This is a genomic window from Streptococcus raffinosi (assembly GCF_030284685.1).
GTDB lineage: Bacteria > Bacillota > Bacilli > Lactobacillales > Streptococcaceae > Streptococcus > Streptococcus raffinosi.
Window position 1 is genome coordinate 20,980 of record NZ_JASUZV010000017.1, and the last position, 20,156, is coordinate 41,135.

Here is a 20,156-nt window from a genome sequence, read left to right on the forward strand (position 1 = left end):
TCGCCAAATCCGATAATGGTCGCCGTGGTGAAAAGACCAGAACAGTCTCTGTTCTGGTCGAGGGAAACTTTGAGACCCTAGGCTCAAAGTTTAGGAATGAAACCGAAGGTTTACTTCCGTCCCCACCACCTAAGACAATTATCAAAAAAGGAGAAAAAATGAAACCAGTAATTTCCATTATCATGGGCTCAAAATCTGACTGGGCAACCATGCAAAAAGCCGCTGAAGTCCTCGACAACTTCGGTGTCTCTTACGAAAAGAAAGTTGTTTCTGCACACCGTACACCAGACCTCATGTTCAAACATGCCGAAGAAGCACGTAGTCGTGGCATCAAGGTCATCATCGCTGGTGCAGGTGGCGCTGCTCACTTGCCAGGTATGGTTGCTGCTAAAACAACCCTTCCAGTCATCGGTGTGCCAGTCAAATCACGTGCTCTTAGCGGTGTAGATTCGCTCTATTCTATCGTTCAGATGCCTGGTGGGGTTCCCGTCGCAACCATGGCTATCGGTGAATCAGGAGCTACCAATGCTGCCCTCTTTGCCCTCCGTCTCCTATCAGTAGAAGACAAGGCCATTGCAGAGGCACTTGCTAACTTTGCTGAAGAACAAGGAAAAATCGCAGAGGAGTCTACAAATGAGCTCAACTAAAACCATTGGTATCATCGGTGGTGGCCAACTCGGTCAAATGATGGCTATCTCAGCTATTTACATGGGCCACAAGGTTATCACCCTTGATCCTACAGCAGATTGTCCATCTTCTCGTGTGTCTGAGGTTATCGTGGCACCTTACGACGACGTAGATGCCCTTCGTCAGTTGTCAGACCGCTGTGATGTTCTTACCTATGAATTTGAAAATGTCGACGCTGACGGCCTTGACGCTGTTATCAAAGACGGTCAGCTTCCACAAGGGACAGACCTGCTTCGTATTTCACAAAACCGTATCTTTGAAAAGGACTTTCTCTCAAACAAGGCTCAAGTGAGAGTTGCTCCTTACAAGGTCGTGACATCTAGTCTTGATTTGGAAGATATTGACCTTTCTAAAAAATATGTCCTCAAGACTGCGACCGGTGGTTACGATGGACACGGTCAAAAAGTCATCACATCAGCCGACGATTTGGAAGAGGCAAATGCCCTTGCTAACTCAGCCGAATGTGTCTTGGAAGAGTTCGTTAACTTCGACCTTGAAATTTCAGTCATCGTGTCTGGTAATGGCAAGGATGTGACAGTTTTCCCAGTTCAGGAAAATATCCACCGCAACAACATCCTATCTAAAACTATCGTTCCTGCTCGCATTTCTGACAGTCTAGCTGAGAAAGCGAAAGCTATGGCAGTGAAGATTGCTGAGCAACTTAACCTCTCTGGTACCCTCTGTGTGGAAATGTTTGCGACAGCTGATGACATCATCGTCAACGAAATCGCACCACGCCCACACAATTCAGGGCACTACTCAATCGAAGCCTGTGACTTTTCACAGTTTGACACACATATCTTGGGTGTTCTCGGAGCGCCGCTCCCAGCAATTCACCTCCATACATCTGCTGTCATGCTCAACGTCCTCGGTCAACACGTCGAAGTAGCTGAGCGTTATGTCACAGAAAATCCAAGCGCCCACCTCCACATGTATGGTAAACTAGAAGCGAAGCACAACCGCAAAATGGGGCATGTGACTTTATTTAGTGATGAACCAGACAATGTGGTTGAGTTTGGAAAAGGAATTGATTTTTAGGTGAGAATAGCAATCCTAGGACTCGGAGTTATCGGGACCACTTACGCCTACGCTTTTCAAAAAGCAGGTCATCAAATAGAACACGTACTTAGAGACAGTAAGCGAAACAATGCTCCAAAATCCCTCTCGGTTGATTTGCTAGATGGTCGCTATCATTCCAAAGGTGAGAACAAACACGACACCTATGAGGTTCGTCTGGCGGAAGCTGATTCGGAATATGATTTTATTTTTCTCAGTGTGCGTCATGGCTTTGTCAAAGAAGCTGTGGAAACCTTGCGAAAAAATAATATCAAAGGCACTCTCGTTTTCTTCTGTAATTTCTGGAATACTCGAAAAGAGGTCCAAGAGTGGGCAGGAGATTACGACTATATTCTGGCTTTTCCGACAGCGGGTGGTCATATGCAGGAGGACCATTTAGATGGTGTCTTGTTTGACCATTTAATGCTAGAAGGTGAGCAAAGAGCACAGATTTCTAACTATGCTGATCTGACGGTTTTACTGACTTCTGCAGATTTGAAGTGGGAAGTTCCTCATGATATGGTCGAGTGGATTTGGATTCACATGGCGATTAACGCAGGTGTCACTTCGACAGCTGCACGTTCAGGAAATCTGGAAAATCCAGAAGAGCTGGCTCTGAACTTGATGAATAGTTCTTCGGAATTATCATTGGCCATCCAGGCCATTCGAGAGGCTTTGAAAGTCGTAGAAGCGCGTGGTGTTAATTTGAAGCTTTACAAAGCAGAGCTCTTACCTTACAAAATTCCCGCATGGATTGCAGGAAAAGCTATGAAAGTCATGTTTGCGAAAAATGAGCTAACCCGAAAAATCATGACCTTACACAATGATAAACAGGATATTTTCTACTGTTGTCAAAGTGTCTATCAGACCGGTCAGGAATTAGGTGTTGAAATGCCCATTCTTGAAGCAAATATGAAGGGAATTTCGATTTAGGAGGTTTTATGATTCAACTCATCGTCAACGCATTTGTTGAAAAAGATAAGACTGGAGCAGTCGTCGAAGTCTTGTATGCTAGTAGCAATCACGAAAAAGTGAGAGCTAAGTATGAAGAGTTGGTTGCTCAATATCCTGAAAACTATTTAGCTATCTATGATTTGCCGATGGATACTGATTTGAATACACTCGATCACTATCCATCAGTGTGGATTGGGAAAGAGGAGTTTGAATAGGAGACCTTAATGGCGATATTTAATTTTGGAAAACCCAAAGATGAAGCTTTAGAAAATAAAATTCAGAGATTAAATCAAGAGATTGCAATTCAAAAAGCAAAATTGACAGATTTAAAAGCTCAAATAAAGATAGCAGACGATATAGTCTCGTTAAATACTGAGTTATCTCAGAAACGGTCAGAATTATTTGCTATTCAGAACGAGATTTCCTTAGCTAATGACACACTTGGATTACAAGAGTTTGGATTTTTTGAAAGACAGTATAAGTTTTCTGATAGCACAAAATATAAGGAAGCTTTAGATAATTTGAGAAAACAGCAGAAAGACTTAGTTAAATCTGGTCAGGCTGGTAGAATTATAGTACCTATGCTTTTAGATAATAATCAAAGCAAGGGAAGGGCAATGCAGAATCAGCTTATTAAAGCAGCTATTCGTGGCTTTAATGGTGAAGCGGATGCCTTGTTAGTAAAAGTTTCTGTTTCGAATGTTGAAAAGAAAATTCAGGCATTGAAGAAAGCATTCCAACAACTGAATAGAATGTATTCACGTAATCAAATTGAAATTACGATACCCTATCTAAATTTGAAAATTGAAGAATTACGTCTAGCTGCTGAGTTTGAGCTACAGAAGCAAGAAGAAAAAGAATTACTTCGAGAGCAAAGAGCAAAAGAGCGTGAGGACAAAAAACTTCAGGCTGAAATTAAAGCACGCCGAAAGCAATTGGAAAAAGATAGAACTCACTTTAAAAATATGGTTTCTAAGGTTGAGGAACTTTTGAAAAATGCTACTGGTGAAGAGTTTGAAGAACTTCAGAGACAGTTATCTGAGTACCAAGATAAATTATCTGAATTAGATGAAATCGAAGAAGATATTGATTATCGTGAAGGTCATGCAACTGCCGGCTACGTATATGTAATCTCTAACATTGGTTCTTTTGGTGAAGATGTTTATAAAATTGGAGTTACTCGTCGTTTAGAACCTCTCGAACGCATCAGGGAATTAAGTAGTGCGTCTGTACCTTTTCAATTTGATGTTCATGCTTTGATTTTTAGTGAGGAAGCCTTTGCATTAGAGACTGAATTACATAATCAACTAAGTGAGTATAAGGTTAATAAAGTAAATAACCGTAAAGAATACTTCAAGGTTCCATTTGAAAAAATTAAGGCACTTTTGGATAAACACGAAGAGTTAACTATAGAATTAAATGAGAACGCGGAAGCATTCGAATATAGACAGACTCTACTGAAGGGGTAGCTATAGATGAAGTGGTTATTTTTAGTATTATTTATTGGGTGTGGGGTAAATGCATTAGGTTTATCTTCTGATGATAATGAAGATGAATTAGATGAAAACGAAACATTTTATTCAAATGTAACTTCTGCAGAAAAACCTCAGACCTCTAAGGAAGAAAGGCTAAAGTGGGCAGTTGCTACGGCAGTATTTCTAGTTTTATTTTTGATATTTGCATTTTTTAGATAATTTAAAGGAGAAACAACAACATGATCGAACGTTACTCTCGCCCAGAAATGGCGAACATTTGGACTGAAGAAAATAAATACCGTGCTTGGCTTGAGGTGGAAATCTTGGCCGATGAAGCATGGGCTGAATTGGGAGAAATTCCTAAGGAAGATGTGGCTTTGATTCGTGAAAAAGCGGACTTTGACATCGACCGTATTTTGGAAATTGAGCAGCAAACACGTCACGATGTCGTTGCCTTCACACGTGCGGTTTCTGAAACGCTTGGTGAAGAGCGTAAGTGGGTTCACTATGGTTTGACTTCTACTGACGTGGTAGATACTGCCTATGGTTACCTCTACAAACAAGCTAACGACATCATCCGCAAAGACCTTGAAAACTTCCTCAACATCATCGCTGACAAAGCGAAAGAACACAAGTTCACTATCATGATGGGTCGTACGCACGGTGTGCACGCTGAGCCTACAACTTTTGGTCTTAAATTGGCAACTTGGTACAGCGAAATGAAACGTAACATTGAGCGTTTCGAGCATGCGGCTGCTGGTGTGGAGGCTGGTAAGATTTCTGGTGCGGTTGGTAACTTTGCCAACATCCCACCATTCGTTGAAAAATACGTCTGCGACAAACTTGGTATCCGTGCTCAAGAAATCTCTACACAGGTCCTTCCTCGTGACCTTCACGCTGAGTACTTTGCAGTTCTTGCTAGCATCGCAACTTCTATCGAGCGTATGGCAACTGAAATCCGTGGTCTTCAAAAATCTGAACAACGTGAAGTGGAAGAGTTCTTTGCCAAAGGTCAAAAAGGATCTTCAGCAATGCCTCACAAACGTAACCCAATCGGTTCTGAAAATATGACAGGTCTTGCGCGTGTTATCCGTGGTCACATGGTAACAGCTTATGAAAACGTAGCCCTTTGGCACGAACGTGATATCTCTCACTCATCAGCTGAGCGTATCATCGCACCAGATACAACTATCTTGATTGACTACATGCTCAACCGTTTCGGAAACATCGTTAAGAATTTGACAGTCTTCCCAGAAAACATGATCCGCAACATGAACTCTACATTTGGTCTTATCTTCAGCCAACGTGCCATGCTTACTTTGATTGAAAAAGGTATGACACGTGAGCAAGCTTACGACCTTGTTCAACCTAAGACTGCCCAATCATGGGATAACCAAGTAGACTTTAAACCACTTCTTGAATCAGATCCAGAGGTAACATCTCGTCTCACTCAAGAAGAGATCGACGAAATCTTCAACCCAGTTTACTACACTAAACGTGTTGATGAAATCTTCGAACGCATTGGTTTGGGTGACTAATCTAAACAAAATAACAGAAAGCAGGTTTGCCCTGCTTTTTTTGATGGTGACATTTATGTCACTAGTTTTGTTTCTTTTTCAGCCTTATAATAGGGTCATCGTAAGAAAACTATCAGAAAGGAGAAGTTAGCAATCTTAAAAGGACGACTTAACTATTTACCGGAACTTAGCCTCTTAATAGTAAGCATTGCCTATAATATCATCCGCATCATGAATGATCTTGGAAGTATCAAAGCCCCCTCTTGGTTTTTAGATATGGATATCCCTAGTGGGTCCTTACTATTACTTATTTTGCTTATTATTTTAAAAAGTGAAGCAAGAGAATAAAACTTTAAGCAAGTTTTAAGTTTATTAGTTTATATTATAACCATCCTAATAAAACAACTAGCTTTGGTGAGCTAGTAGTAAAAAAAACTTTTTCATAACTAATCTCCCCGAAGAAAGTCTAGAAATCTAGGCTTTTTTCTTGTTTTTTGAGCTTTTATTAGGGAATTTTAAGAAAATACTTGAAAACCCTTCCAAAACAAGGTAATATAGTTATATAAAGATTCTATTGGACAAGCGGTCACCTTGGAGGATTAGGAAGAAGAGGTTGGGAAGCCTGTACAATCGTATCTTTTCAGTGGTCTTTGAACTGCTGTGAAAATCCCTTAGGGGATTTTTTTCTGCGATTTAAGGTTTCTTTAAGGAAGGCAAGTTATACTCTAAGTCTCCTAAATAACTTTTACTGAACGTAGTTCAGTGAATCTCGTTGGCTTACACTTTTTGTAGAACAACGAACTTTTCTTTTTCATAATCTCCAAAAGAGCTCAACACCATGTGTTGGGTTCTTTTTTTGGTCACTAAAAAAACGCCCTTAGGCGTTTTGAATATGACTTACATCTCGTCTGGAGCTTCGACACCGAGAAGGCGAAGGGCTTCTTTGAGGACTGTTGCTGTTGCGTAGCAAAGAGCCAAACGGCTATCACGTTCTGGGCTTTCATCCAAGATACGTGTGTGCGCATAGTATTTGTTAAAGGCTTGAGCCAAGCTGATAGCAAATTTAGCAACGATAGATGGTTCAAAGTTGTCTGATGCACGGTTGATGATGCGTGGAAAGTCTTGGATGAGTTTGATGATTTCCCAGCTTTCAACGTCGTTTAGGCTGTATGTAGCATCTGCAGATGGCGTGAAGTCAGCCTTGCGCAAGATAGATTGGATACGAGCGTGTGCATATTGAACGTAAGGTCCAGTTTCTCCCTCAAAGGATACCATAGCATCAAGGTCGAAGTCGTAACCATTCATACGGTCTGTTTTAAGGTCGTAGAACTTGATAGCTCCAACACCGACAGCATGAGCAACAGTTTCCTTGTTAGGTAAGTTTGGATTCTTAGCTTCAATTTGAGCTTGGGCACGGTTGACAGCTTCAGCGATAGTTGGCTCAAGCAAGATAACATTACCCTTACGAGTTGACAATTTTTTACCGTTCTTAGTGACAAGACCAAAGGCAACGTGAGTCATGTCGTCAGACCAGTCGTAGCCCATTTCTTTAAGGACAGCTTTCAACTGTTTGAAGTGGGCAGATTGTTCATTACCAACCACATAGATGGCTTTGGCAAAGTCGTAAGTACGTTTACGGTAGAGGGCAGCAGCCAAGTCACGTGTGATGTAGAGTGTCGCACCATCTGATTTTTTGATGAGGGCTGGGTGTTCGATACCGTATTTTTCAAGGTTAACCACTTGGGCACCTTGAGATTCTTGGAGAAGTCCTTTTTCTGTCAAGATGTCAACGACTTCATCCATCTTATCATTGTAGAAAGCTTCACCGTTGTAGCTATCAAAAGAAACACCAAGTTCATCATAGAGACGGTTGAATTCTACTAAGCTTTCGTCACGGAACCATTGCCAGAGGGCAGTTGCTTCCTCGTCACCAGCTTCCAATTTACGGAACCATTCACGAGCTTCTTCGTCTACAGATGGGTCTTCTTCAGCTTCAGCATTGATACGTACATAAAGTTGAAGGAGTTCGTTGATTGGGTTGGCTTTGACAGCTTCCTCACTACCCCATTTTTTATAGGCAACAATCAGCATACCAAACTGTTTACCCCAGTCACCCAAGTGGTTGATGCGGACTGGTTTGTAGCCTTGTTTAGCCACGATATTGGCAAGGGCATCAGCGATAACCGTTGAACGCAAGTGACCGATAGAGAAAGGTTTAGCGATGTTAGGACTAGACATATCAAAGGCAATGTTACGTCCGTGGCCGATATTTTGGTCAGCGTAGTGGTTACCTTGAGCAATAACTTGTCCAAGAACGTCCGCTGAAATTTTTGATTTATCAAGGAAGAAGTTGATGTAAGGACCAACAGCTTCAACCTTTTCAAAGTTTGAGGCATCGATTTTTTCAGCGATGTCTGCTGCAATCATTTGAGGAGCCTTGCGCAAGACTTTTGCCAATGAGAAGGCAGGAAAGGCGAGGTCCCCCATGTCAGCGTTTTTAGGGGTTTCAAGCAGATTTTGAATGTTTTCTTGTTCCAATTCGGGAACAACTTTGGCAATCTCTGCTGCAATGAGTTCTTTAGTATTCATAGGTACTCCATTTCAAATCTTGTCATTAACTTCTATTTTACCATTATTTCAGTTAATAGGGTAGGGACAAGAAGCTATCTCTTAGGAAGTATTCCATGAAAAAATACAAAAATTCTGTTATAATATGCAAGGAATATACATAAAAAGAGGAAAGATAATGAAGAGAGATCGCCAAGCTGTTATCAAACAGATGATTTCAAGAGAGAAGATTGGGACACAAGAGGAAATTAAGCAACGTCTAGAGGCGGAAGGTATCACGGTTACACAGGCTACCTTATCACGTGATTTGCGTGAGATTGGCCTCTTGAAGCTTCGTGATGAGGAAGGTAGACTTTACTACAGTCTGTCTGAACATGTTCTTCCAAGTTTAGACCCTACAGTTAAGGACTATGTCAAATCCGTTTCCCGTGCCCAGTTTATGCTGGTCCTTCACACAGAGTTGGGTGAAGCTGATGTTTTGGCGAATCTGATTGACAGTGATGGAAATCCTGAAATTTTAGGAACTGTTGCTGGCGCAGATACCCTTTTAGTCATCTGTAAGGACGCTATGGTTGCTGAAAAATTGGAAAGCGAGTTTCACTGATGAAGACTCCTCATCAGGACCTCCAAAAAGCCAAAGAAGAGTTAATTGACCTCCTCAAACACCATGAGGCGGTTCTTGCTTTTCAAGAGGCTGAGGAAGCTATCGGGCAGGTCCCTCAAATCAGTCATCTGGCTGGACAGATGAAGGCTTACCAACAAGAAGCCGTGCTTTTTCAAAAAATTGAGAAACAGCGTGCTTATGAGGAGGCAGGTGAGCAGGCATATTTAATTCAGCATGAGTTGGAAAATTTACCCATTGTTCAGGACTACCGACAAAAGATGCAAGATGCCAGTGACTTGATCCAATATGTGACCAAGTCTATCGAAGAAAGGATTAACGAGGAGTTAAGACATGGCTAAGGAAAAAATATCTCCAGGAATGCAACAGTATTTGGATATCAAGGAAAATTATCCAGATGCTTTTTTGCTGTTTCGGATGGGGGATTTTTACGAATTATTTTACGATGATGCCGTTAAGGCTGCTCAGATTTTGGAAATTAGCCTAACCAGTCGTAATAAGAATGCAGATAATCCCATTCCTATGGCAGGTGTGCCTTATCATTCAGCACAAGCTTACATTGATGTCTTGGTTGAGATGGGCTACAAGGTAGCCATTGCTGAGCAGATGGAGGATCCTAAGCAGGCTGTCGGTGTGGTCAAGCGTGAGGTCGTTCAGGTTATCACGCCAGGTACAGTTGTTGACAGCTCTAAACCTGATAATGCCAACAATTTCTTGGTGGCCATTGACAAGGTTGAAAGTCGTTTTGGTCTTGCCTATATGGATGTGTCAACGGGTGAATTTTTTGCGACAGAGTTGGATGATTTTAGTTCAGTTTGTAGTGAAATTCAGAATCTTAAGGCACGTGAAGTAGTGGTTGGATATGATCTACCTGAAACTGACGAACAAGTTTTGGTGAAGCAACTCAACCTGCTTCTCTCCAAGGAAACAGAGGTTTACGATGATGTCCACTTGATTGACACGAGCTTGACAGATTTGGAAAGCAGTGTAGCGGGTAAACTTCTCCAGTATGTTCACCGTACTCAGATGCGTGAGCTCAGTCATTTACAAAAAGCTCAGCACTATGAGATTAAGGATTACTTGCAGATGTCCTATGCGACCAAGTCAAGTTTGGATTTACTGGAAAATGCTAGAACGGGCAAGAAACATGGTTCACTTTTCTGGCTCTTGAATGAAACTAAGACAGCTATGGGAATGCGTCTCTTGCGAACTTGGATTGACCGTCCTTTAGTGAATCAAGCCACCATCATGGAGCGTCAGAACATTATCCAAGTTTTCTTGGACAATTTCTTTGAGCGTAGTGACTTGACCGAGAGTCTTAAAGGCGTTTATGACATTGAGCGCCTGGCCAGTCGTGTTTCCTTTGGCAAGGCTAATCCTAAAGATTTGATTCAACTAGGTCATACCCTAGCTCAGGTTCCGGTCATTAAGGCGATTTTGGAGTCTTTTAATGACGATGCCTTGTCAGCCCTTTTACAAGACTTAGATACTCTGCCAGAATTAGAGAGTTTGATTCGGTCGGCTATTGATCCAGATGCTCCTGCAACCATTACAGAAGGTGGCATTATCCGTGCTGGTTTTGATGAGACCTTGGACAAGTATCGCAAGGTGATGAGCGAGGGGACGTCATGGATCGCGGATATCGAAGCCAAGGAACGTGAAGCGTCTGGTATTACAACACTAAAGATTGATTATAACCGTAAAGATGGTTATTACTTCCATGTGACCAACTCTAACCTTAGCTTGGTTCCTGACCATTTCTTCCGCAAGGCAACCCTGAAAAATTCAGAGCGCTTTGGAACTGCTGAGTTGGCTAAAATTGAAGGTGAAATGCTCGAGGCGCGTGAAAAGTCATCAACGCTAGAGTATGATATTTTCATACGTGTCCGTGAGCAGGTTGAATGCTATATTGACCGTTTGCAATCTTTGGCTAAGGCTATTGCTACAGTTGATGTGCTTCAGAGTCTAGCTGTTGTAGCAGAGACCAATCATTATGTCCGACCTATTTTCAATGATGAGCATCGTATCGTTATTGATCAAGGCCGTCATGCAGTGGTTGAGAAAGTTATGGGCGTTCAGGAATATATTCCAAACACGATTACCTTTGACAGTCAGACCAATGTTCAGCTCATTACAGGGCCAAATATGAGTGGTAAATCTACCTATATGCGTCAGTTGGCATTGTCAGTCGTTATGGCTCAGATGGGTTCTTATGTGCCAGCAGATAGTATTGATTTGCCAGTTTTTGACGCCATCTATACACGTATTGGTGCTGCAGATGATTTGATTTCGGGTCAGTCGACCTTTATGGTTGAGATGATGGAGGCTAACCAGGCTATTAAGCGGGCGACACCTAATTCCTTGATTATTTTTGATGAGTTGGGACGTGGGACAGCCACCTATGATGGTATGGCTCTGGCCCAGTCTATTATTGAGTTTATTCACGACAAGGTGGGGGCTAAAACCATGTTTGCTACCCATTATCATGAGTTGACAGCCCTGTCAAACAGTTTGACACACCTTGTCAACGTCCATGTTGCGACACTTGAAAAGGACGGCGAGGTGACTTTCCTTCACAAGATTGTCGATGGCCCAGCCGATAAATCTTATGGTATTCATGTAGCTAAGATTGCAGGTTTACCAACAGATTTACTGGAACGTGCTGACACCATCTTGACACAACTAGAGGGCGAGACAGTTACCATCCAACCTCAGGAAAAGGTATCGCCTCAAGAGAAGACTATCACTGAAACACATGTCAACGAGCAAATCTCTCTCTTTGATGATTTTACTGAAAATCCGGTTCTTCAAGAGTTACGTGATTTAGACATTTACAATATGACACCGATGCAAGTCATGATGGCTGTAGCCGATTTAAAACAGAAACTATAAAAGAAGCTTGTCAATTGACAGGCTTCTTGTCTTTTATAGATGTTTTAATTCTTGATTCAGTTCCTCAATTTCTTTTTTCATTTTCCAATAAGAGATGACCCAAACGATGAGATAGATAAGGCTGAATTCAATGACGAGTTCCAAGTAGAAAGTCAAACGTAGAGGAAACCATCCGCTGAGGGTAGCTAGTGGAATGAAACCGAGGCAAGTCAAGGCATAGTGAGTGAGGGTTGCACGAAGCAAACTCCATTCAGCCTTACGGAAAATATAACTAGCGACTTCAAAAAGAATACCGATAGCAAACCAAGTGATAAGGCAGTAGGCCAATACGAAGGATCCGTGAATCTGATGTGAGGTCATCCATTGTCCAATGGCTGAGTGAGGATTTAGGGGCATGTAGCTTGGCGCCCAGATAAGAGACATAACCATGGATACGACTAGTCCAATAAGGATACCAACTGTGCCTGATTTAAAAAATTGTTTTTTCATTGTAATTTCTCCTTTATTGATTTGAGGTAACGGCGTGATGAGTAGGTGGTTTCCTTGTTTTTAAGGTGAATTTCAACGAGGCCGTTAGGGGTGATGTTGAAACGTTCAATTTCTTTGAGGTTGACAATCTCTGATTGTGAGATTTTGAGAAAATGTGATGGCAGTTTTTCTAAAACTTGATAGAGACGTAGGCCTAAGTGATACTCTCCTTGAGTAGTTTCAGCTAGAACTTGACGATTTTCGATGTAAATTCTGGAAATAGCATTAGGTTCGATGAGGTAAGTTTCGCCATCTCTTTTTCCCTTGAGTCGCTGGTTACTATCCAAACTTTCGACAAACTCGACGACTTGCTGAATCTTAGGCGTCCGACTAGGAGCCTGAATCTGCAACATTTCTTCTTGAAATGCTGAGTCAATATGAACTTTTATTTTCATAACGTTCCTTTCTTATTTGTAATTGAGGATGCCTCCTCCCTTTCACACCTTTATTAAACACTATTTACTATCCCACAGCAATAGCACTTGTCTATGTGGTCCTATATGGTGTCTAAGTGGTTGAAAATATTTTCGAAAACCCCTATACTTAATGAAAACGTACTGACGAGGTAATCACATGAAATCTATAATGAAGTGGCTAGCAGGAATTTTTCTTGCCTGTAGTCTAATTTTGAGCTTTTTTACACCTTTTGAAAAGTCACTAACACTGAACTTGCTCTTGCTTTATTTCTTCGTGAAGCAGTTTCTGGATTCGACAAGCTCTCCTAAAACCTATCAATGGATTTTCCAAGTCATCTACCTCTTGATTTTTTCTGGACTCATTTGGTTCAACCTTCGTCATGGAGATATGATTGTTATAGCCACAGCCTTATCTTGGCTAACAGTTGTGTGTGAGTTATGGTTGTATAGTAAGCATCAGTAACAGTTAGAAACAGTAGTCTCTCAACTTTTTAGAAGGGAAAATAATTATGCCAAAAATCATCGAATTGCCTGAGGTGCTAGCCAATCAGATTGCTGCTGGTGAGGTCGTAGAGCGCCCAGCCAGTGTTGTCAAAGAGTTGGTGGAAAATGCTATTGATGCAGGTAGCACCCAGATTACCATTGAAGTTGAAGAATCAGGCCTCTCAAAAATTCAAATCACAGACAATGGCGAAGGAATGGCTCAAGCTGATGTAGCCATGAGTTTGCGCCGTCATGCAACAAGTAAAATCAAAAATCAAGGAGACCTCTTTCGTATTCGAACCCTTGGTTTTCGAGGTGAGGCCCTCCCCTCTATAGCTTCTATCAGTCACCTAACTATTGTGACCGCAGCGGATGGAGAAGCCTACGGGACTAAACTGGTTGCCAAAGGTGGAGAAATTGAGAGTCAGGATCCTATTTCAACCCCAGTGGGAACAAAGATTACCGTTGAAAACTTATTTTATAACACCCCAGCTCGTCTCAAGTATATGAAAAGTTTACAGGCTGAGTTGGCTCACATTGTCGATGTTGTCAATCGATTGAGTTTAGCTCATCCTGAAGTAGCCTTCACCTTGCTTAATGACGGTCGTCAGTTGACACAGACATCAGGTACCGGAGACCTCCGTCAAGCCATTGCAGGGATTTATGGTTTGACAACGGCTAAAAAAATGGTAGAAATTTCAAATTCTGACCTTGATTTTGAAGTTTCTGGCTATGTTAGCCTCCCTGAATTAACTCGTGCGAATCGTAACTACATCACGATTCTCATTAACGGACGTTATATTAAAAACTTTTTGCTTAACCGTGCTATTTTTGATGGTTATGGTTCTAAACTTATGGTGGGACGCTTCCCTATTGCGGTTATTGATATTCAAATTGATCCTTATTTGGCTGATGTCAATGTTCACCCAACAAAGCAGGAAGTACGTATCTCTAAAGAAAAAGAGCTCATGGCTCTCATCAGCTCTGCCATTGCCCAAAGCCTTAGAGAGCAGGATTTGATTCCTGATGCCCTTGAAAATCTAGCCAAGTCTAGTACTAGAGGTGCAACTAAGCCAGTTCAAACGAGTTTACCACTCAAACAAACCAATCTTTATTATGATAGCAGTCGTAATGATTTCTTTGTCAAACCAGAGACTGTCCAAGAAGATATTAAACCTCTAGTATCAGAGTCTAAATCTACAGCAACACCGGATGAAAACAAGGCGAAGCTAACTGTAAAACAGGCACAGCGTTCGGTAGATGAAGGTGATAACGAACACGAAAAACTCGATTATAAAAATAAGTCGAAAATGAAGCGTATGCTTGAAAATCTGGACAATGAGGAAACATCAACCTTCCCTGAGTTGGAGTTTTTTGGTCAAATGCATGGAACCTATCTCTTTGCACAAGGACAAGGTGGACTTTACATCATTGACCAGCATGCTGCCCAAGAACGTGTCAAGTATGAGTACTATCGCGAAAAGATTGGTGAGGTTGACAGTAGTTTACAACAGCTCTTGGTTCCCTATCTCTTTGAATTTTCAGGTTCAGATTACATTAGTTTACAAGAAAAAATGCCCCTTCTTAACCAGGTTGGTATCTATCTAGAGCCTTATGGAAATAACACCTTCATTCTTCGTGAACATCCTATCTGGATGAAGGAAGAAGAGATTGAATCTGCAGTCTATGAGATGTGCGACATGCTTCTTTTGACGAATAAAGTGTCTGTTAAGACCTACCGTGCTGAGTTAGCCATCATGATGAGTTGTAAACGTTCAATCAAGGCCAATCATGCTCTGGATGATTACTCTGCGCGTGACCTACTAGTACAGCTTGCCCAGTGTAAAAATCCCTACAATTGCCCTCATGGACGTCCAGTTCTTGTCAACTTTACAAAGTCCGATATGGAAAAAATGTTCCGTCGTATCCAAGAAAATCATACGAGTCTACGTGACCTAGGTAAGTATTAAAACTTTTTTTGGTCTTGCTTTACGAATAGGCATGTTAGATTTATAATAGTGGTGAAGATAAGGAATCTTCTAATGTTTTAGCATATCATTGTAGGATGATTGCCTGATTTTTAAGTTAGGAGGTAGAGTGATGAGACACCTAACAAAAACTAATAAATACTTTTTACTTGTTGGCTTAACATTTTTAGCGACTAGCTTGATTTTCTACATTTTAGCTTGGTTAGGTCGACCAAGTTTTGAGAATACTCTAGTAAACGTGTCTAGCATTGCCCTCACCTTAGGCATTTCAACATATGTTCTCTTAGGCTTGAAGATGATTATTGATATTTTAAAGACGAGTAGTCATCCTTAAAATAGAGCAAACAGAATCCACTTTCGAGTGGATTTTTTGTTACAATAGTACAGCAGTACTTGAGATGAGAAGATAAACACTCAAGACAATTATCTTACAAATATAAAATGATAAAGTAATCCATTGAAGATACGAACGAGAAAGGAAATCACACACTATGTATGATTACATCAAGGGAACTCTAGTAAAAATTACTGCTAAGTATATTGTTATAGAAGCAAACGGTCTAGGTTACATTGTCACTGTAGCAAATCCATATAGTTTTTCTGACCAAATGAATCAGACTATCCAAGTCTACCTTCATCAGGTTATTAGAGATGATGCCCACCTTCTTTTTGGTTTCCATACTGAAGATGAAAAAGAAGTTTTCCTTAAGCTTATTTCGGTTTCTGGAATAGGGCCGACCACAGCTCTAGCTATTGTTGCCGTAGATGATAATCAAGGCTTGGTTGCTGCTGTTGATAATAGTGACATCAAGTACTTGATGAAGTTTCCGAAGATTGGTAAAAAGACTGCTCAACAAATGGTTCTGGATCTGGCAGGAAAATTTGCAGAGTTACCATCAGAAACGACCAAAACCACACCAAATCAGCCTGCAGGAAATCATCAGTTGGATGAAGCTATGGAAGCCTTGCTTGCTCTTGGTTACAAAGCCACAGAGCTTAAGAAAGTAAAAGCCTTCTTTGATGGTACCAATGAAACGGCAGAGCAATATATTAAGTCAGCTCTTAAAATGTTGATGAAGTGAGGTAAGCAATGGTCAATCGATGTCGTTGGGTTCCAACCGACAACAAACTCTATTGTGATTATCATGATAAGGAATGGGGAAAGCCTATTGGTGATGATCAAAAACTTTTTGAGCTTCTTTGCTTAGAAAGTTATCAGTCAGGGCTTTCCTGGTTAACGGTTTTAAATAAGCGTCAGGCTTTTAATCGTGTTTTTCATAACTATGATATTGAGTGTGTTGCCCAGTTTAGCCTAAGTGAACTTGAAGAAGCGCTTCAAAATCCGGATATCATTCGTCACAAACTTAAACTAGAAGCAACTGTAAATAATGCCAAACAAGTACTTAAACTCCAAGATGCATTTGGCTCCCTATCCCAATATTTTTGGCATTTCTTTGACGGGAAGCCCTTGATAAATAACGTTCCCACATATAAGGACGTCCCATCATCAACAGACCTTTCTAAACAAATAGCAAAGGATTTAAAAAAGCGAGGGTTTAAATTTTTAGGCCCGACTACCATTTACTCATTTTTACAAGCTACAGGATTTGTGAACGATCATGAAAATGATTGCGACTTTAAATAATGAGTATATTTGATTGACAATATGACAAAAACGTGTTAGTTTATAAACAAACATATTTTTGAGATTTTTTACGAATAATAATATAGGTGAACCAATGAAAGCTGAATTGATTGCAGTAGGAACTGAAATTCTTACAGGGCAAATCACCAATACCAATGCCCAATTTTTATCTGAAAAACTAGCTGAACTAGGAATTGATGTGTATTTTCACACAGCAGTAGGGGACAATGAAAACCGTCTTCTTTCAGTTCTAAATCAAGCTAGTAAACGTAGTGACTTAGTCATACTTTGTGGTGGACTTGGCCCTACGGAGGACGACTTAACCAAGCAAACACTGGCTAAGTTTCTAGGGAAAAAACTTGTCTTTGACGAGGAGGCAAGTAAAAAACTGGATAGTTTCTTTGCTACTCGTCCTAAACATACACGGACACCTAATAATGAACGCCAAGCGCAAATTGTTGAGGGGTCTGTGCCCTTGCAAAATCTCACAGGTTTAGCAGTTGGGGGGATTATCACTGCTAAAGGAGTGACTTATGTCGTCTTGCCTGGTCCACCAAGTGAACTCAAACCAATGGTGAACCAAGAGCTTATTCCAGCGCTTACAGAGAATCATACTACTCTTTATTCTAGAGTTCTAAGATTTTTTGGTGTTGGAGAAAGTCAATTGGTTACTATCCTGAAGGATTTTATTGTTAACCAAACAGATCCAACCATAGCTCCATACGCTAAAGTGGGCGAGGTGACACTGCGCTTGTCAACCAAGGCTTCCTCGCAAGAAGAAGCAGATCAGAAATTAGATGTTTTAGAAAAACAAATTCGTTCTACTAAAACTTTAGATGGTAAGTCCCTATCCGATCTCATTTATGGATATGGAGAATCAAATAGTTTAGCTTATGAAGCATTTCAATTGCTTAAGAAATATGGCAAAACCATTACTGCAGCTGAAAGTTTGACAGCTGGCTTATTTCAAGCTAGTATTGCTGATTTTTCAGGAGCTTCGCAAGTGTTCAAAGGTGGATTTGTTACCTATAGCATTGAAGAAAAATCTAAAATGTTGGGTATTTCTTTGTCTCAATTAGAAGAACATGGTGTTGTTAGTCATTTTACTGCAGAAAAAATGGCAGAAGGTGCTCGAGCTAAAACAGATAGCGATTACGGAATTGCACTTACCGGTGTAGCTGGACCAGATTCATTAGAAGGACACCCAGCAGGCACAGTATTTATTGGTATTGCTGATAGGAATCAAGTAAGATCAATCAAGGTTGTTATAGGTGGAAGAAGTCGTTCTGATGTTAGATATATTAGTACCCTCTATGCCTTTAACCTAGTTCGCCAAGCTTTATTACAAGAAGACAACTTGATTTAAATTTGTCTTTAACTATAGAAAGAAGAGGAAAATAAGTGGCTAAGAAAACAAAAAAAACAGAAGAAATTACTAAGAAATTCGGTGATGAGCGTCGTAAGGCCCTTGATGATGCATTGAAAAATATTGAAAAAGATTTTGGTAAGGGTGCTGTAATGCGCCTTGGTGAGCGTGCAGAGCAAAAGGTTCAGGTGATGAGCTCAGGCTCACTAGCTTTGGATATTGCTCTTGGTGCAGGTGGTTATCCTAAAGGTCGTATTATCGAAATTTACGGACCAGAGTCATCAGGTAAAACAACTGTGGCCCTTCATGCTGTAGCTCAGACACAAAAAGAAGGTGGCATCGCAGCTTTTATTGATGCCGAACATGCTCTTGACCCTGCTTATGCGGCAGCCCTAGGTGTTAATATCGATGAGCTCCTTTTGTCACAACCTGATTCAGGTGAACAAGGTCTCGAAATTGCAGGTAAGCTGATTGACTCTGGTGCAGTTGATTTGGTTGTTGTTGATTCAGTTGCGGCCTTGGTACCACGTGCAGAAATTGATGGAGATATTGGTGACAGTCATGTCGGACTTCAAGCACGTATGATGAGTCAAGCTATGCGTAAGCTTTCTGCATCTATCAATAAAACGAAGACAATTGCTATCTTCATTAACCAGTTGCGTGAAAAAGTTGGTATCATGTTTGGTAATCCAGAGACTACACCTGGCGGACGTGCCCTAAAATTCTATGCGTCAGTACGTCTTGATGTCCGTGGAAATACACAAATCAAAGGAACTGGTGATAAGAAAGATCAGAATGTTGGTAAAGAAACCAAAATTAAGGTTGTTAAAAATAAAGTTGCTCCACCATTTAAAGAAGCTTTTGTTGAAATTATGTATGGTGAAGGTATTTCACAAACAGGTGAGCTTGTTAAAATTGCTAGTGATTTAGGTATCATTCAAAAAGCAGGAGCTTGGTTCTCATACAATGGTGAGAAGATTGGTCAAGGATCTGAAAATGCTAAAAAATATTTAGCAGACCACCCAGAAATTTTTGAAGAAATCGACCATAAGGTACGTGTGCACTATGGTTTAATTGAGCCAGATGAAGAAGATGTTGTTGAAGAAAAGCAGGTTGACGAAACGTCAGATGAACTCGTTCTAAACCTTGACTCAACAATCGAAATTGAAGAATAAGTCGAAAAAGAGCTGAAAGGCTCTTTTTCTTTGTCCAAGTGTAGTTTTTGAAAATAAAAGAGATGTTTAATAACTCAATAAGATATCCCTTAAGTATAAAATAGGTCGCTAGACCGATTTCTAAAATAAAGGACAGTGATAAGATTATAGTATCATGTGACAGAAAGAGAGAATTAACATGATTAAAATTTATACAATTTCAAGTTGTACAAGTTGTAAAAAAGCAAAAACATGGTTGAATAACCATCAACTTCCTTATAAAGAACAAAACCTTGGTAAAGAACCACTTACAAAAAAAGAAATCCTCAATATCCTTTCAAAAACGGAGAACGGTGTTGAAAGTATTGTTTCATCAAAAAATCGTTATGCAAAAGCTCTGAATTGTGATATTGATGAGCTAAGTGTTAGTGAAGTCATTGATTTGATTCAGGAAAACCCTAGAATCTTAAAAAGTCCAATACTAATTGACGATAAAAGATTGCAAGTGGGTTATAAAGAAGATGATATTCGTGCTTTCTTACCACGCTCAATACGTAATGTCGAAAATTCACAAGCACGTATGCGTGCAGCACTTTAAAACAAAAAAGAAGATTGCCTAGATCTTCTTTTTTAATGAAATTCATGATAAAGAAAAGAAAAGGTATTGACTTTAGTTCGTAAACTTGATAGACTATTAAGGTCTCAAGCGTACAACTAAGTAACAAAGTAATTAAAACTTTAAAAAAGTTATTGACAAGGTAAGCAAGAGATGATAATATGAATAGGCTACATCGGAGGATGAAGC

The 20,156-nt window shown here is 40.5% G+C and carries 21 protein-coding genes; 18 read left to right on the plus strand and 3 right to left on the minus strand.

Annotated elements, in window-relative coordinates; all coding sequences use genetic code 11:
- Positions 1–158: 158 nt before the first annotated feature.
- The 7 genes from purE to purB are packed head-to-tail and all read left to right on the plus strand — an operon-like array spanning position 159 to position 5,710.
- Positions 159–647 carry a 5-(carboxyamino)imidazole ribonucleotide mutase gene (gene purE / locus QRD39_RS09700; protein WP_285956359.1) on the plus strand — a complete coding sequence of 163 codons (489 nt, stop codon included), beginning with the start codon at positions 159–161 and terminating at the stop codon, positions 645–647.
- The gene (gene purK / locus QRD39_RS09705; RefSeq protein WP_285956360.1) at positions 634–1,725 is read left to right on the plus strand and encodes a 5-(carboxyamino)imidazole ribonucleotide synthase; all 1,092 of its coding nucleotides are present in this window, start codon (positions 634–636) and stop codon (positions 1,723–1,725) included. Before purE ends, purK begins: the two co-directional genes overlap by 14 nt.
- Entirely contained in the window at positions 1,726–2,676 is a 951-nt protein-coding gene (locus QRD39_RS09710) for a ketopantoate reductase family protein (protein ID WP_285956361.1), read from the plus strand.
- An 8-nt stretch (positions 2,677–2,684) separates the two neighbouring features.
- Positions 2,685–2,912 carry a hypothetical protein gene (locus tag QRD39_RS09715; RefSeq protein ID WP_002886306.1) on the plus strand — a complete coding sequence of 76 codons (228 nt, stop codon included), beginning with the start codon at positions 2,685–2,687 and terminating at the stop codon, positions 2,910–2,912.
- A gap of 9 nt (positions 2,913–2,921) precedes the next feature.
- Positions 2,922–4,166, plus strand: coding sequence for an SNIPE associated domain-containing protein (locus QRD39_RS09720; protein WP_070439563.1), 1,245 nt, complete (start codon positions 2,922–2,924; stop codon positions 4,164–4,166).
- A 6-nt stretch (positions 4,167–4,172) separates the two neighbouring features.
- Entirely contained in the window at positions 4,173–4,391 is a 219-nt protein-coding gene (locus QRD39_RS09725) for a hypothetical protein (RefSeq protein ID WP_070439566.1), read from the plus strand.
- A gap of 20 nt (positions 4,392–4,411) precedes the next feature.
- Positions 4,412–5,710: an adenylosuccinate lyase gene (gene purB, locus QRD39_RS09730; RefSeq protein WP_002886310.1), complete on the plus strand. Its 1,299-nt coding sequence runs from the start codon at positions 4,412–4,414 to the stop codon at positions 5,708–5,710.
- A gap of 876 nt (positions 5,711–6,586) precedes the next feature.
- Here the strand turns inward: purB and argS are convergent.
- A complete protein-coding gene (argS, locus tag QRD39_RS09735) occupies positions 6,587–8,278 on the minus strand; it encodes an arginine--tRNA ligase (RefSeq protein ID WP_285956362.1) in 1,692 nt (563 codons plus the stop codon).
- Positions 8,279–8,432: 154 nt separating this feature from the next.
- On the opposite strand from argS, the gene argR reads away from it, so the two are divergent.
- The 3 genes from argR to mutS are packed head-to-tail and all read left to right on the plus strand — an operon-like array spanning position 8,433 to position 11,771.
- Complete coding sequence (gene argR / locus QRD39_RS09740) at positions 8,433–8,861, plus strand: arginine repressor (RefSeq protein ID WP_192805705.1); 429 nt, start codon at positions 8,433–8,435, stop codon at positions 8,859–8,861.
- Entirely contained in the window at positions 8,861–9,220 is a 360-nt protein-coding gene (locus QRD39_RS09745; protein ID WP_285956363.1) for a YlbF family regulator, read from the plus strand. Before argR ends, QRD39_RS09745 begins: the two co-directional genes overlap by 1 nt.
- Before the next feature lie 19 nt (positions 9,221–9,239).
- Positions 9,240–11,771: a DNA mismatch repair protein MutS gene (mutS, locus tag QRD39_RS09750; protein WP_434556766.1), complete on the plus strand. Its 2,532-nt coding sequence runs from the start codon at positions 9,240–9,242 to the stop codon at positions 11,769–11,771.
- A 33-nt stretch (positions 11,772–11,804) separates the two neighbouring features.
- Here mutS and QRD39_RS09755 read toward each other — a convergent pair whose 3' ends face one another.
- A complete protein-coding gene (locus tag QRD39_RS09755) occupies positions 11,805–12,260 on the minus strand; it encodes a DUF3021 domain-containing protein (protein ID WP_008536303.1) in 456 nt (151 codons plus the stop codon).
- The gene (locus QRD39_RS09760) at positions 12,257–12,694 is read right to left on the minus strand and encodes a LytTR family DNA-binding domain-containing protein (protein ID WP_285956365.1); all 438 of its coding nucleotides are present in this window, start codon (positions 12,692–12,694) and stop codon (positions 12,257–12,259) included. Before QRD39_RS09760 ends, QRD39_RS09755 begins: the two co-directional genes overlap by 4 nt.
- A gap of 178 nt (positions 12,695–12,872) precedes the next feature.
- On the opposite strand from QRD39_RS09760, the gene QRD39_RS09765 reads away from it, so the two are divergent.
- The 8 genes from QRD39_RS09765 (at position 12,873) to spx (ending at position 19,949) form a co-directional block, all read left to right on the plus strand.
- Entirely contained in the window at positions 12,873–13,178 is a 306-nt protein-coding gene (locus tag QRD39_RS09765) for a hypothetical protein (protein WP_285956366.1), read from the plus strand.
- A gap of 46 nt (positions 13,179–13,224) precedes the next feature.
- A complete protein-coding gene (gene mutL / locus QRD39_RS09770) occupies positions 13,225–15,168 on the plus strand; it encodes a DNA mismatch repair endonuclease MutL (protein WP_285956367.1) in 1,944 nt (647 codons plus the stop codon).
- A gap of 130 nt (positions 15,169–15,298) precedes the next feature.
- Positions 15,299–15,520, plus strand: coding sequence for a hypothetical protein (locus QRD39_RS09775; RefSeq protein WP_021151323.1), 222 nt, complete (start codon positions 15,299–15,301; stop codon positions 15,518–15,520).
- Between the two features lie 157 nt (positions 15,521–15,677).
- On the plus strand, positions 15,678–16,268 hold the full coding sequence (ruvA, locus tag QRD39_RS09780) for a Holliday junction branch migration protein RuvA (RefSeq protein WP_008536295.1): 591 nt from the start codon (positions 15,678–15,680) through the stop codon (positions 16,266–16,268).
- Between the two features lie 8 nt (positions 16,269–16,276).
- Positions 16,277–16,831, plus strand: coding sequence for a DNA-3-methyladenine glycosylase I (locus QRD39_RS09785; RefSeq protein ID WP_008536294.1), 555 nt, complete (start codon positions 16,277–16,279; stop codon positions 16,829–16,831).
- A gap of 94 nt (positions 16,832–16,925) precedes the next feature.
- The gene (locus QRD39_RS09790; RefSeq protein ID WP_008536293.1) at positions 16,926–18,197 is read left to right on the plus strand and encodes a competence/damage-inducible protein A; all 1,272 of its coding nucleotides are present in this window, start codon (positions 16,926–16,928) and stop codon (positions 18,195–18,197) included.
- A gap of 35 nt (positions 18,198–18,232) precedes the next feature.
- Positions 18,233–19,372, plus strand: a complete 1,140-nt coding sequence (gene recA / locus QRD39_RS09795; protein ID WP_008536291.1) for a recombinase RecA — start codon at positions 18,233–18,235, stop codon at positions 19,370–19,372.
- A 178-nt stretch (positions 19,373–19,550) separates the two neighbouring features.
- Entirely contained in the window at positions 19,551–19,949 is a 399-nt protein-coding gene (gene spx / locus QRD39_RS09800) for a transcriptional regulator Spx (RefSeq protein WP_008536290.1), read from the plus strand.
- Positions 19,950–20,156 lie beyond the last annotated feature (207 nt).